At 60.1% G+C, this 12,329-nt stretch carries 13 protein-coding genes, 1 tRNA gene and 2 pseudogenes; 9 read left to right on the top strand and 7 right to left on the bottom strand.

The annotated features are described in order from the left end of the window. Positions 1–49: 49 nt before the first annotated feature. Together IQ35_RS01785 and IQ35_RS21715 are read right to left on the bottom strand one after the other, a co-directional pair. Positions 50–313, bottom strand: a pseudogene (locus tag IQ35_RS01785) (DUF1810 family protein); the annotation flags it as partial. 825 nt (positions 314–1,138) lie between these two features. Continuing rightward, entirely contained in the window at positions 1,139–1,264 is a 126-nt protein-coding gene (locus IQ35_RS21715) for a hypothetical protein (protein ID WP_260401391.1), read from the bottom strand. A 73-nt stretch (positions 1,265–1,337) separates the two neighbouring features. Between IQ35_RS21715 and IQ35_RS01780 the strand changes: the two genes are divergently transcribed. Beyond that, on the top strand, positions 1,338–1,634 hold the full coding sequence (locus IQ35_RS01780; protein WP_059140295.1) for a hypothetical protein: 297 nt from the start codon (positions 1,338–1,340) through the stop codon (positions 1,632–1,634). A gap of 79 nt (positions 1,635–1,713) precedes the next feature. On the opposite strand, the gene IQ35_RS01775 is transcribed toward IQ35_RS01780, so the two are convergent. Then, positions 1,714–2,403, bottom strand: a complete 690-nt coding sequence (locus IQ35_RS01775) for an NAD-dependent epimerase/dehydratase family protein (RefSeq protein ID WP_199739896.1) — start codon at positions 2,401–2,403, stop codon at positions 1,714–1,716. 295 nt (positions 2,404–2,698) lie between these two features. Then, positions 2,699–3,529: an alpha/beta fold hydrolase gene (locus IQ35_RS01770; RefSeq protein WP_021243907.1), complete on the bottom strand. Its 831-nt coding sequence runs from the start codon at positions 3,527–3,529 to the stop codon at positions 2,699–2,701. A 135-nt stretch (positions 3,530–3,664) separates the two neighbouring features. On the opposite strand from IQ35_RS01770, the gene IQ35_RS01765 reads away from it, so the two are divergent. The 5 genes and pseudogenes from IQ35_RS01765 to IQ35_RS01740 all read left to right on the top strand — a co-directional run bounded on the left by IQ35_RS01765 (position 3,665) and on the right by IQ35_RS01740 (position 7,294). Then, positions 3,665–4,093: a MerR family transcriptional regulator gene (locus IQ35_RS01765; RefSeq protein WP_021243908.1), complete on the top strand. Its 429-nt coding sequence runs from the start codon at positions 3,665–3,667 to the stop codon at positions 4,091–4,093. A 90-nt stretch (positions 4,094–4,183) separates the two neighbouring features. Next, positions 4,184–5,095 (top strand): acetoacetate decarboxylase family protein, encoded by a 912-nt coding sequence (locus tag IQ35_RS01760; protein WP_021243909.1) that lies wholly within the window; start codon positions 4,184–4,186, stop codon positions 5,093–5,095. A gap of 8 nt (positions 5,096–5,103) precedes the next feature. Further along, the gene (locus tag IQ35_RS01755; protein ID WP_199739895.1) at positions 5,104–5,943 is read left to right on the top strand and encodes a type 1 glutamine amidotransferase domain-containing protein; all 840 of its coding nucleotides are present in this window, start codon (positions 5,104–5,106) and stop codon (positions 5,941–5,943) included. A gap of 22 nt (positions 5,944–5,965) precedes the next feature. Next, on the top strand, positions 5,966–6,118 hold the full coding sequence (locus IQ35_RS21170; protein WP_236614721.1) for an I78 family peptidase inhibitor: 153 nt from the start codon (positions 5,966–5,968) through the stop codon (positions 6,116–6,118). Positions 6,119–6,959: 841 nt separating this feature from the next. Beyond that, positions 6,960–7,294: pseudogene (locus IQ35_RS01740) on the top strand (DUF2322 family protein). Positions 7,295–7,455: 161 nt separating this feature from the next. Here IQ35_RS01740 and IQ35_RS01735 read toward each other — a convergent pair. Next, positions 7,456–8,901: an O-acetylhomoserine aminocarboxypropyltransferase/cysteine synthase family protein gene (locus IQ35_RS01735; RefSeq protein ID WP_242003266.1), complete on the bottom strand. Its 1,446-nt coding sequence runs from the start codon at positions 8,899–8,901 to the stop codon at positions 7,456–7,458. Here IQ35_RS01735 and IQ35_RS01730 point away from each other — a divergent pair. The 3 genes from IQ35_RS01730 to IQ35_RS01720 all read left to right on the top strand — a co-directional run bounded on the left by IQ35_RS01730 (position 8,807) and on the right by IQ35_RS01720 (position 10,932). Further along, positions 8,807–10,003 (top strand): IS256 family transposase, encoded by a 1,197-nt coding sequence (locus tag IQ35_RS01730; RefSeq protein ID WP_088185222.1) that lies wholly within the window; start codon positions 8,807–8,809, stop codon positions 10,001–10,003. The two genes, IQ35_RS01735 and IQ35_RS01730, sit on opposite strands and share 95 nt — an antisense overlap. Positions 10,004–10,430: 427 nt before the next feature. Continuing rightward, positions 10,431–10,586, top strand: a complete 156-nt coding sequence (locus IQ35_RS21365; RefSeq protein ID WP_242003265.1) for a DUF736 family protein — start codon at positions 10,431–10,433, stop codon at positions 10,584–10,586. Positions 10,587–10,683: 97 nt separating this feature from the next. After that, positions 10,684–10,932 (top strand): helix-turn-helix domain-containing protein, encoded by a 249-nt coding sequence (locus tag IQ35_RS01720; RefSeq protein WP_199739894.1) that lies wholly within the window; start codon positions 10,684–10,686, stop codon positions 10,930–10,932. A 135-nt stretch (positions 10,933–11,067) separates the two neighbouring features. Here IQ35_RS01720 and IQ35_RS01715 read toward each other — a convergent pair. Both IQ35_RS01715 and IQ35_RS01710 read right to left on the bottom strand, forming a co-directional pair. After that, positions 11,068–11,142: transfer RNA gene (locus tag IQ35_RS01715), tRNA-Glu, on the bottom strand. A gap of 289 nt (positions 11,143–11,431) precedes the next feature. Next, complete coding sequence (locus IQ35_RS01710; RefSeq protein ID WP_021246313.1) at positions 11,432–12,217, bottom strand: SapC family protein; 786 nt, start codon at positions 12,215–12,217, stop codon at positions 11,432–11,434. Positions 12,218–12,329 lie beyond the last annotated feature (112 nt).

Here is a 12,329-nt window from a genome sequence, read left to right as displayed (position 1 = left end):
ACGGACTTGGCATTGCTTGGCAATGGTCCGCAGTCCTGGGTTGCACGGCTCATTCGGACGCGAGCAGCCGAAGTGTCAAAGGATCGCGTGCGCCCTCGAACCAGCGGTCGATCGCGGCGGAGAACAGCGGATGGGGGTTTGCCGACTCGAAGAGGGTCAGCGAAGATCTCAGCTTCATCGCGTCGATCTCGCCCAATACAGTCACCGGGTCGCTGTCCGGCAGGCCCTGCAGCGTCTCGACACATTCCAGATAACGGGGACCGAGCACGGGATGTTCGAGATAGGCCCGCGCTTCTTCAGCCGTGCGGATCGCGAAGCTACAAGCTGGGCGACGAAGTGCTCAAGCTGCTGTCCTAGATCCGCACTGATCATCGCGATCTCCTTTCGCGTCGTGGCGGGATCGGCCGAACCGATTATCAGACCGCCATCTTGCACGAGTTCGGCCACGCGATTGGTTTCAACCATCGCACCGACGGCAACACCTGCCCATGCATCATGGCAGCATCTGTGCCTCGCGGAACGATCAAGCGCACGATATGCGCTGACGAGCGACAACGGATGGTGAGTGTATATGGCGCGCGCTAGAGAAATCATAGCGTTGGCTGTCGCCGCCGCCCTCGCGGCATGTGGGGGAGGGGGGCCGCGAAAGCGGTTCCCCTGCTCTGAAAGGCGGCGCCGTAAAGAAATATGGGACCATCGACCGCGAGGGCTTTGCTCATCCAAAAGTCCGGCGGCCGGAAGCGATCACGATAGACGGGTGCTGCACGATCGAGGCTACCTCGGCAAAGGTGATGGCGCTTCAGGGCGACGCGCAGCTTCGTGTTGTCGAAGGACCAGGCTATCGGGCCGAGATCAGCTTCGGTTTCGCGGAAGGCGACGGTGATTTCGCCGGGCGCTCGATAGCGCGAAAATCGATCGATGGAGTTGTGCTCCGCCGCCTCAGCGACACCGGAGAAAAACTCGGACCTGGGTGCCGAAGTTCCTGTGACCTCGCAGGCGGCTGCCCGCGGCCTTGTTAACCCCAAGCTGCGTATCAAGGGAGAATATGATTCTGAAGCTTCCTGCGGCAAGCTCGAAGAATTGATGGCCTCAATCCGCTTCTAGGCATCGATCCTTTCTATCAGGGTTTGCAGCCCCGTCAGAACCATTGCCCCCGAAGGATCGGGCCGAACTCAATCGCGACTGTGACGACGTCGGCGATCAGCGCGGCTAGCGCGAACAGCACGAGCCGCGCCGGGACGGGGTTCGGATTGGTATCCGGCATGTCGCGCCGACCGACGGAAACCGACAGTTGACCTGAGGGGGTGTTCGCATGGGTGGCAATATGGAGACGGCTTATGCGCAGAGGCGACAAGAGCAGCTATACCGATAAACAGAAACGCAAGACCGAGCATATCGAAAAAGGGTATGAAAAGCGCGGCACTCCCCGGAAGGAAGCGGAGAGTCGGGCCTGGGCGACGGTCAACAAGGAGTCCGGGGGCGGCAACAAGTCAGGATCTGGTCGCGGGAAGGAGGATACGTACGCCTCCTCCTCGCGTGGTGGTCGGGCTCACCGATCGGGTTCGGCCGAACAACGATCCGCCGCAGCGCGCAAGGGCTGGGAGACACGCCGGAAGAACGCGAACAGCAAGTGACAGCCGGCATAGGGAGATTGGAAAGCGCTTATCTTGCCGGCGCACCGTGGCGGCCCCATGACCGCTACGAAATCGCGACTTATCTTCGCGTTTGCGCGCGCACAATCGAAGCCAGGCCTTCGCGATACCTCGTGGCGCGGAAGTCCGGAAATCGTGCCTTGAACTTGTCCGAGACAAAAATGTTGTCCACCGCATATCTCGGCAGCAACTCCGCAGCATCTCGGATGGTGCTGTTGAAGAGACCAGCCACCAACTGCCAGCGCTTGAGTACCTGGTATCGAGGTTGGGCGCCCAATTGTTCCGCGGCCAGATGAATGAACCCGCGATAGGTCAGCCGGTCATCATCGCAGGGCAGATGCCAGGTCTGATCGTAAGCATCGGATGTGTTGCCTAGCATGGCCATCGCGCGGCTCGCGTCAGGCGTATAGATCAAGGTGCGCAAGGTGTCGTCGCGCAGGAATACCCTCGCGGTCTTACCTTGAACCAAGGGTTCGATGATCGCACTATTGGTGATGCTTTGTGTCTTCCCCGGGCCATAGAATTCGGGAGTCCGGCAATTCATCGCGCTCAGCCGGTTTCGATCGATCGCCGTAAGGAGTTCCTCGGCGATCGTCGCTCGCACGCGCCCTTTTGCGCCATAGGGCAGGAAGGGCGTGCTTTCCGTCTGAGCGTCGGCGGTCTGTGGATACATGTAAGTGTTGTCGAAGAATACCAGCTTTGCACCATGCACAGCGCAGGCGTCGATCACGTTTTCATGATCACCGGCCATTGCTCGACCCATAGCCTTGAATCCATCGGCAGGCCGGCGGTCAGATAGACAATCTCCGAACCTTCGACCGCCTGCTGTGTCTCCCCGGCATCCAGGAGGTCGGCACGATGTAGCTGGTCGCTCTCATTCACTTGTCGCGGGTTTCGGCTGACAAGTCGTCTTCGGTGAAATCGCGCCTGAGAGAGACGGCCAGTTCATGCCCGATTTGCCCGGAGGCGCCAAGAATCGTCTGCATATAGTGTTCTCACGTCGAGCGTTGCAGCGGGCCGGAGTTGTTCAGATCGGGCGAGCGCCGTCAGCCTTGCGTGAACGACAAGAGATCGGCGTTCAACTGTTCGGCGTGCGTCGTGGGAATGCCATGCGGCGCACCCTCATAGGTCTTGAGCGTGCCGTTCTGGACCAGTTCGGCCGATCGCGGCCCAGACGCCTTGTAGGGAACAACCTGATCGTCGTCGCCGTGGATGACAAGGACCGGGATCGAGATACCCTGAAGATCGGTGGTGAAGTCAGTCTGCGAGAAAGCCACTATGCCATCGTAGTGCGCCTTGGCGCTTCCCATCATGCCCTGTCGCCACCAGTTGAGGATGACCGGCTCCGATGCCTTCACCAAAAGGCGGTTGTAACCGTAGAACGGTCCCGAAGGGACGTCGTGATAGAATTTCGCCCGATTCGACGCGAGTTGCGCCTGGAAGTCGTCGAACACTTGCCTGGGCGTGCCATCGGGATTGGCTTCGGTCTTCACCATCAACGGCGGGACGGCGCTGACCAGCACTGCCTTGGCAACCCGGTTCTCTCCGTGCCGTGCGATGTAGCGGACGACCTCGCCGCCGCCCGTCGAATGACCAACGTGAACAGCGCCCTGGACGCCGAGTTGATCGACAACCGCAGCGACATCATCGGCATAATGATCCATGTCATGGCCGTCCCACACCTGTTCCGAGCGGCCGTGTCCGCGACGGTCGTGCGCCACAACGCGAAATCCCTGATTGACGAAGAACAGCATCTGCGCGTCCCAATCGTCGGAGCTGAGCGGCCAACCGTGATGGAAGAAGATCACAGGCGCGCCCTGCGGTCCCCAGTCCTTATAGAAAATTTCGACGCCGTCTTTCGTGCTGACGTAGGGCATAGATCTCTCCTTGGTGTTCGCGCTGAAACTGGATGACCCGGAGCAAGACCGCCGACTTGGCACCCTCTTGCTTGACCGAAACCCGACCATAACCTTAAAGTCCCATTGAAGGTCAACCGGGTTATGAAGACACGCATGAAGATTGGAGAACTGGCGAAACGCACCGGCCTCAACGCCTCCCGAATCCGCTTCTATGAAACAGAAGGGCTACTCGGCACCGTTGAGCGCGGAGCCAATGGCTACCGCCGCTATCCGCCGGAGGCCGTCGCGTTGCTGGGGATCGTCACCAGCGCGCAACGGGCCGGCTTCACGCTCGATCAAATTCGATATCTGATGCCCGCTGGCTCGCAAGGCTGGAAGCATGACGAACTGGCGGCGCGGCTGAGGGAGAAAGTCACGGAGATCGACGTCCTGCAGGAGCAATTGGCGCAGAATAAGGCCCAACTCCTCGCCGTCATCGACGGCATCGAGAACCGGCCAGATGGAATCGCCTGTTCGGACAACAAGCAGCGGATGTTCGATCTGCTGCGCCCTGAGGAAGGCAAGGCAGGCCAAGCCGATTGACATTAAAGTCAGGTTTAGGGTTACAAGGCTTGTCCGCCTCGATGGGCTGGCGTGCGAGGCCCCATCCGAAGACCGGAAAGGGCCGAAAGCATGAGTGAGCGTTGCGTCGAAGTCGAGTTCGGTCCGGAGCGCGTTCGGGTGCCTGAAGGCGGCTATTACGACCGCTTCCGAATGAACCCCGATCTCGATGAGGTGGCGCGCGACCCAGCGGCCGGTAATATCGATTTCTTCCGCAGGATTCCCAAGCAGCAGGTGGATTCGCGGGTGGGGCGGGTTTGGGCGCCCAACTTCTTCTATCGCATGTGCAGCGTCCAGCTCCTGTATCTGGCCCCGGCCGCCAGGCTGCGCGCGATGCTGCCGCAGCCGCTCGAGCCTTTGCGGGCGCTGCCCGGCCGAGGGTTGGTCGCGTTGACCTTCTTCTCCTATCTGGTCGCCGATAACGATCCCTATAACGAGGTTTCGATCGCCGTCGTCGTGCGCCGACCCGGCGCGCGCGGACCGAACATGCTGGAACTGATCAAGTCGATGCGCCGGCGCAACGTCTATGGGCATGTGCTGGCCCTGCCGGTCACGACCGAGATCGCGCGCGTGCGCGGTGTTCAGGGCTATCAGCTGCCCAAATGGCTGGCCAGGATCGATGTCAGCATGGAGGAAGGCGTCAGAGCGGACATCGCCGCCGCCGACGGAACGCCTGACCTGACACTGGAAGCCCTGCTACCGGCGTTGCGTGCGGTACCTTCACAGTCGCGGATCAATACGACGAACATGCTCAATCTGATCGACGGGAGGTGGCATCAGACCAAGGTCCAGACCAACATCTTGAACCATGCGGAGCAGATGCTTCCCAAGGGCGTCGAACTGACCAGGCATGGCGGGCCGATGAGCCAGCTTTTCGATGGTTTGGGCGTGGGCAAGATTGTCCGCATGGATGTGGTCAAGGACGGGCAGGCCGTCCTCAACATGCCGACGCCGCTCAGCGCGCTCGATCCCAAGGGACGGTAATATCCACGATGACCAAGCGCATCCTCCACGTCGTCACCAACGTTTCCCATTATGCCGATCCGCACGAGTCGACCGGGCTGTGGCTTTCGGAACTGACGCACGCCTACGATATCTTCGAAGCGAAAGGATATGAGCAGCGCATCGTCAGCCCTCAGGGAGGGCCGTCTCCGCTGGAGCCTCGCGCCTTGAAATGGCCTCTGATTGACGCCTCCGCCAAGGCGTGGCTGAACGATCCCGCGCGCATGGCGCTTCTGTCTCAGACGGCGCGGCCCGACGAGATCGATCCGGCGCAGTTCGACGCCATCTATTTCACCGGCGGCCATGCGGTGATGTGGGACTTTCCCGACGACACCGGCTTGCAGGAGCTAGCCCGCGCCATATGGGAACGGGGCGGTATCGTTTCTTCGGTTTGCCATGGCTATTGCGGCCTTCTCAACATCAAGCTCCGCAACGGAACCGCGCTGGTGGCAGGCAAGCGCGTCACTGGCTTTGCCTGGTCAGAAGAGGTGGTCGCAGATGTTGCCCGCAAGGTGCCATATAATGCCGAAAAAGAGATGAAGCGGAGAGATGCCCGCTACCAAAAAGGCGATTCTGCCGTTTATGCCCTATTCTGTGGCAGATGGACGCTTGATTACTGGACAAAATCCCTTCTCGGCCAAAGCCACTGCGAGGAAAATCGCCGCTATGTTGCAGGATCGATAGATAAAGGATCGATTGGTGATGAAAATGAAACTGATTTCCGCTGCTACACTTGCGCTCGTTGCTACGACCATGGCTGCTTGTCAAACAGACAAGAGCCGGCTCGCAGGCGATGCCGCTCCGGGGCTATGCCGGGCGGACGCGGCTGAGGCATTGGCGGGCATGGATCATTTGACCGATGAGCAGGCGATGCAAAAGACCGGCGCAACCATCGTTCGGCAGATCGCACCCGGCCAGGGCGTGACGATGGATTATCGTCAGGAACGGGTAACCATCGAAACCGACCCAGGAACCGGCAAGATCGTTCGCGCGGCCTGCGGTTAAGCGAGAATTGGTCGCTGGTTAGCTGGGTCCGGCGCGCTCGATTGTTCCGCGCAAACCGTTGGGCGCATCACAGCGGTCGTCCGCGGGCAAATTGCCGGTGAGCTCGGCGCTGGGAGAGATGTCGAACTGGTCCGCGTTCGTGGCCGGCGTGGCCGCGCACGGGGGGCGTTCCGGACATGTAGCCCAATGAGCTGTCCGCGTTGAAATTACCCCTTATTTTAGTTGCGGGCCTTTGGTCTGCGCGTCGATTGGCTGCATTTCGATCCGCGCGTAATAGTCCTGCCACTCTGATCCATCTGCTTCGGATGAGATCGACGCTGCGATGCCCTTCCTATATCCCAGCCAAATGGCGCAGCGGCTCCAGATTGGCGAGAGCGTCGGAAACCGCGTCGGGTTCGGTGAAGATGTCCTCTGATATGTCCATGTAGATCCTTTTTCTGCCCGTGACCTGGGCGCATTCGCTTCCAAGGCGCTCAGCGTCCGTCTCGACGAGTCTTCGAGAATCCGACCACAGCCAGCGCAACCGGAAATGTCCTCGCCGGGCACTAATTTCCTAACTCTCGGACCGGGCCTTAGCCACAGGGAGGCGCCGCCGCGCGATCTGGCAGATCATTGCGCCGGCCTCCGCTTGTCGCCGAGTTCGATCCATACCGGCGCGTGATCGCTGGTCTTTTCCCAGGCGCGCGGGCGCGTATTCATGACACGCCGAAGGTATGCAGCCCGGCAAAATGCGCCAAACGCGGCCGTTGGGCGCCGATTTTCGCGCATCTCATAGCGGACATCCGAAGAGGGCGTTACATGCCCGCGCGCAATTAACTCAGGAATTCGAGAAATGCTGGCGATGATTCAACCAAGCGCGAGGCTCAAGGATAATCTTCAGCAATTGTCGCCCGTCGATGGCGTGGAACGCATCGACCTCGTAGACGGGAAAGGGGCTGTGGTCGCCAGCATGGAAAATCGGCCGGCAAGCAAGGCTCGCTAGCCGTCTACCAATACCTGAAGCAATTCTTTGACACCTTGGATGCAAAAGCGGCCGAACATGGCTTGGCCATATTCGCCGAGCATACGGCGGATGCGCGCAACTGCCCGGGCGCGCATCCGAATGTCGACCGCCTACTTGCTATCGCCGCTGGCGGTACTCCGCTGAGTATCGAAGTCATCGCCGTCAGCCGCTGACCTAGCTGCTATGCGCTCAATCTCCCTCGTTTAAATTGGAAAATGCTGATTCCGTAACCGGCCATTCATTTGGTCGCTTCCCCGTTCTCTTGAATGCCAGAAATTGGTCAAGCCGGAAACAGGCGAGACTGCTCTGTGGCAAGCTGCCCCGCCAGCGAGGGTCAACTTGCAGCCTTGTCTAATGCCTGAGTCAAATCAGCCAGAATGTCCTCAATATGCTCAAGGCCGATAGAAAGTCTGACATAGCCTGGGGAAACGCCGGTTGCAGCTTGCTCGGCCTCGGATAGCTGGGAATGTGTGGTCGATGCAGGATGTATGGCAAGGCTGCGCGCGTCTCCAATGTTGGCAACATGATAGAAAAGCTGCAGAGCATCGATGAACCGTCGCCCCGCATCACGGCCCCCGGCCAGTTCGAAACCCAGCAGACCACCAAAACCACCGGGGAGATATTTCGACGCGCGTTCCGCCTGAATACCGGTCTGCACTGAAGGGTGGATCACGCGCATCACATCCGCCCGGCCCTGGAGAAAGGTCGCAACCTTCATCGCATTATCGCAGTGTCGCGGCATGCGCAGCGGCAAGGTTTCAAGGCCCTGTAGAAGCTGGAAGGCGTTGAATGGTGAAAGCGCAGCGCCAAGGTCGCGCAGAAGCACGGTGCGTGCGCGAAGGATGTAGGCGATCGGGCCGAGCGGCTTAGCTGCTACGCTCCATATCGCGCCATGATAGCTGGCATCTGGCGTATTGAGAGCGGGGTGACGTTGGGGGAACGCTTCCCAATCGAAATTGCCGCCATCCACGATCATGCCACCGATCGATGTGCCGTGGCCGCCGATATATTTGGTAGTCGAATAGACGATGATTGCTGCTCCGTGTTCAAACGGACGAGCGAGCAAAGGTGCTGCGGTATTGTCAACGATAAGCGGGATCCCAATCGGACGACCAAGGGCCGCGATCTCGGCAATCGGGCAGACCACCAGCTTGGGATTCGGTAGCGTCTCGACATACCAGGCGCGCGTGCGCTCATCGCTTGCACGCGCGAAGGCTGAGGGGTCTGAGGGATCGACGAATCGCGTCTCAATACCCTGATCCTTCAGTGTATTGGCGAACAGATTATAGGTGCCGCCGTAAAGGTCCGTGCCGCTTACGATATTGTCGCCGACACGCGCGAGATTCTGGACCGCATAAGCAGAGGCTGCCTGGCCCGATGCGACTGCCAATGCTGCAGCACCACCTTCCAGCGCTGCAATGCGCTGCTCAAGGATGTCTGTCGTCGGATTGCCGAGCCGGGTATAGATATTGCCAAGCTCTTCCAGAGCAAAAAGGCGTGCGGCATGGTCGGCATCGTGAAACTGATAGGATGTCGTTTGATATATAGGCGGCGCGACCGAGCCTGTTTGTGGATCCGCACGGTCGTGTCCCAGGAGGTGGTGTAGGAAGGTTTCCCTGAGAGGGTGGCCACCGTCGATCTTCTGGTAGGGTTCGGATGCGAACTCGAACCTGGAGAAGAAGACGATGACCGATGACAGAATGGCCCTTGTTGAGCTGATCGAGCAAGGGGCTGACAGCGATTTGGTGCGCGAGATGCTGGCTTTTGCCGCTGAGCGCATGATGGATCTGGAGATTGAGGCCAGAACCGGTGCGCCCGCCGGCAGTCGCAGCCAGTCGCGACTGAACCACCGCAACGGCTACCGCGAACGGGGATGGGACACCCGTGCCGGTCGGATCGATCTGGCGATCCCGAAGCTGCGCAAAGGCAGCTACTTTCCGAGCTTCCTGGAGCCGCGCCGCACCGCCGAGAAGGCCTTGGCAGCGGTGATCCAGGAGGCCTATGTGCACGGCGTCTCGACCCGTTCGGTCGACGATCTGGTTAAGGCGATGGGCGCCAGCGGCGTATCGAAGAGCCAGGTCAGCCGCCTGGTTGCCGAGATTGACGAGCGGGTGAACGCCTTCCTCACCCGCCCGATCGAGGGCGAGTGGCCCTATTTGTGGATCGACGCCACCTACCTCAAGGTGCGTGAGGGCGGACGGATCGTCTCGACGGCGACGATAATCGCCGTTGGCGTCAACACCGATGGCCGCCGTGAAGTTCTGGGCGTCGCCACCGGCCCTTCGGAGGCGGAGCCCTTCTGGAAAGCCTTCCTGCGTTCGCTGGCGGATCGCGGACTGCGCGGGGTGAAGCTGGTCATCGCCGATGATCACAAGGGACTGCGCGCTGCCGCCAGCAAGGTGTTTGCCGCGAGCCAGCAACGCTGCCGGGTGCACTGGATGCGCAACGCGCTGGCCCATGCCGCGCCCAAACAGCGGCCCGCCGTGATTGCCATGATCAAGACGATCTTCGCGCAGGAGACGACCGAAGCGGCGCACCAGCAGTGGGAGCAGGTCGCCGATGCCCTGCGCGAGAAGTTCCCGAAGCTGGCCGACATGATGGACGCATCGCGCGAGGATGTGCTTGCCTACATGGCGTTCCCGAAGGATCACTGGGCGCAGATCGCGTCCACCAACCCGCTGGAAAGGGTGAACAAGGAGATTAAGCGAAGGGCCGATGTCATCGGCATCTTTCCCAATGATGCCTCGGTCATACGCCTCGTCGGCGCGCTGATGCTGGAGCAGAATGATGAATGGGCGGTGTCACGCCGCTACATGACGCTGGAAACAATCGGCGCGGTGAGCCATAACCCCATTGTCAGCCTGCCAGCTCTGGCTGCCTGACCCGAACCCGATCCCGATCCTGCCGTGGATTGACGGTTCCTACACCACCTCCTGGGACACGACCATCCGCACGCCATCCGGCATGGAGGGCCAGGGTCTCGGGGTGTAATTTACGCTCGCTCATGGGATTCCTCAGACTTTGTTCGATCAAATCATATCGGGCTGCCCATTTTATGCACTGACATCAACAGCCACGCTGCCGGCGCTACACATTTTTCTGGTAGAACGCAGTATCACTGAGCTGCCGAGCCGAAATCGGTGGAGTCTCACGATCGGCCGCAAAATGAACGAATGTCTGGTTTCGAGAAGCAGGAAACCAGCCCTGAGTGGCTGATAATGGTGAAGGATTTCGGGCGCCGACAAACGACAGCTATCGCACGGCCGCCTTCTAGAACCCACCGGACCGGAGTCGGCCACTTTCCGGGTCATGCTGGGATGGGATGAGATTGGCGAGGCATGGGAGAAGCAATCCCGAAGCGATCCACCGCGCGATTATCTGCGCGTGCAGATCGACGATCCGCTTTGCCCGATCAACGCCCATTGTTCCCCGACCCCGAAGGACTCACCGCTGCCATGCTTTTGAAACAAGCTACGCGGGCGCCCGGTGCCGAGCAGGGGCGGGCGAATCGAGGTTTCATCCAACCCTCGGATACATACTTCCATGAGCGCGGAGGGAAGCCATGAAGCGGCGGCAGATACAGAATGACGTAGCGCGACCGCTCGAAAATCGCCCGTTTCAAACGATGCCGATCACCGTCCGCATCCCGCAAGCGGTCGCAATGCTTGGGATGAGCAGATCAGAGCTTTATCAGTTCATACAATCCGGAGAGATCGAGATTGTGAAGATCGGGCGCGCGACGCTAATTCCTGTCGAATGCCTCACTCGCTTTATCGCAGCGAGGCGTTCGCCGGAACGCCCGAGCGAATGACAACGATCGCACCGCGTTACTTATCGAAGAATTTGATTACCGGCATACACGGCTGTTCACCCGAGTCCATGGACGACGTATGGACGAAATGGGCCTTTAGGCACCATCGAAGTATCTCTAAGCGCTTGATTTTATTGGTGACCCCTACGGGAATCGAACCCGTGTTTCAGCCGTGAGAGGGCCGCGTCCTGACCGCTAGACGAAGGGGCCGCGATCACATCTGATGATCGGCAGGCGGTGGCAATTAAGCGCGCGCATGGTCCGCGTCAAGCAAAACTGCGGCAATCCCGTTCAGCATAAAAAAACCACCCCATGCGATTCGCACGGGGTGGCCAGGTTCAGGGAGGAGACGCCTCCAAAGGGGGAGGCGCCCATACGACGCACCCGAAAGGGGGGCAGGTGGCCGTATGTTCGAAAGATAGGGGACGTTGGCTTTCCTTTCAAGAGGAATGCAACATCCCCGCATTCAATAATTTACGATGCCGCCTTTAGACACGCTTCAGGCTTGCGCGGGCTGCGGCGCGTCGGCGCCGGCGATCGGCCCCTTGCCCTGCTGAACCTGCGCCTCGAAAATCTCGCGCATCAGTTGCAGCGAGAAAAGATGGGCGTGGATCAGGGGGAGCATCCCGCTCTGGTTGATCTTGCGAAGCTGATCGCCGCGCAGGTCGCGCAGCTTTTCCTCGTTCACCATGCGGAAGCCGCGATAGATGAAGGGCTGCTCGCTGCCGGGCACCTGAATGGCGACCTCGCCGTCCATGAGAAGGTCCAGTTCCTGCAATTCGCGGACGAACTGGCCGGTGCGGGCCGCTGCCTGTTCGAAGTCCTCGCAGAATTTCAGCACGCCCTGCGTCAGCTCCGTCGGCTTGCCGTCCTCGAACAGGGGCTGGCCTTCCTCGAACGTGCCGAGCGCTTCACTGGTGGGATCGAAGCAGAGCGAAAGTTCGTCGCTGTCCGGACGCAGCTTGGCGAGCATCCAGGGATAGCGGCGGACATAGGCAGGAACATAGGTGGGGCCGCGCAGCTTGCCTTCCTCGTCGAGGAAGATGTTGACCCCTTCGTTGAGGCCCATCAGCGCCAGCGGAACCGAATCCTCACCCGCCGAAAAGATGATGGGCAGGAAGCGCTGGGCGGCGACGAATTCGTCGACGGTCAGCGGAACCGCGTGCTGGTCCTTCAGGAACGGCGCCGCATCGAGCGCGCGATTGCGGTAATCGGCATGGTCCGCGCTGCTGAGCGGCAGGAGATCATTGTAGAAAATGGGAAGGCCGGTCGGTGCGCTTGCCATGATATGCGTTCCATTCCTTCAAAGGCGGCTATGTCTGGACAGGCCGCTGGCTGCAAGATTGGCCGAGGGCAGTAGAGCCGTTGGCCTTTTGAGGCAATTGCTTTGTCGATGC

This window comes from Sphingobium wenxiniae (assembly GCF_007830065.1).
GTDB lineage: Bacteria > Pseudomonadota > Alphaproteobacteria > Sphingomonadales > Sphingomonadaceae > Sphingobium > Sphingobium wenxiniae.
This window is presented reverse-complemented; position numbering and strand designations above follow the sequence as displayed.

Bases quoted from the DNA above. Each gene is read 5' to 3' on its own strand.
- IQ35_RS01735 (WP_242003266.1), bottom strand. From the start codon at position 8,901: ATGCGCTCAGCGGCAAAAGCCAGCATCTCGCGCACCAAATCGCTGTCA.
- IQ35_RS01720 (WP_199739894.1), top strand. From the start codon at position 10,684: ATGAAGCGGCGGCAGATACAGAATGACGTAGCGCGACCGCTCGAAAAT.
- IQ35_RS01775 (WP_199739896.1), bottom strand. From the start codon at position 2,403: ATGGCCGGTGATCATGAAAACGTGATCGACGCCTGCGCTGTGCATGGT.
- IQ35_RS01730 (WP_088185222.1), top strand. From the start codon at position 8,807: ATGACCGATGACAGAATGGCCCTTGTTGAGCTGATCGAGCAAGGGGCT.
- IQ35_RS01760 (WP_021243909.1), top strand. From the start codon at position 4,184: ATGAGTGAGCGTTGCGTCGAAGTCGAGTTCGGTCCGGAGCGCGTTCGG.
- IQ35_RS01710 (WP_021246313.1), bottom strand. From the start codon at position 12,217: ATGGCAAGCGCACCGACCGGCCTTCCCATTTTCTACAATGATCTCCTG.
- IQ35_RS21365 (WP_242003265.1), top strand. From the start codon at position 10,431: ATGCTGGGATGGGATGAGATTGGCGAGGCATGGGAGAAGCAATCCCGA.
- IQ35_RS21715 (WP_260401391.1), bottom strand. From the start codon at position 1,264: ATGCCGGATACCAATCCGAACCCCGTCCCGGCGCGGCTCGTGCTGTTC.
- IQ35_RS01770 (WP_021243907.1), bottom strand. From the start codon at position 3,529: ATGCCCTACGTCAGCACGAAAGACGGCGTCGAAATTTTCTATAAGGAC.
- IQ35_RS01755 (WP_199739895.1), top strand. From the start codon at position 5,104: ATGACCAAGCGCATCCTCCACGTCGTCACCAACGTTTCCCATTATGCC.
- IQ35_RS01765 (WP_021243908.1), top strand. From the start codon at position 3,665: ATGAAGATTGGAGAACTGGCGAAACGCACCGGCCTCAACGCCTCCCGA.
- IQ35_RS01780 (WP_059140295.1), top strand. From the start codon at position 1,338: ATGCGCAGAGGCGACAAGAGCAGCTATACCGATAAACAGAAACGCAAG.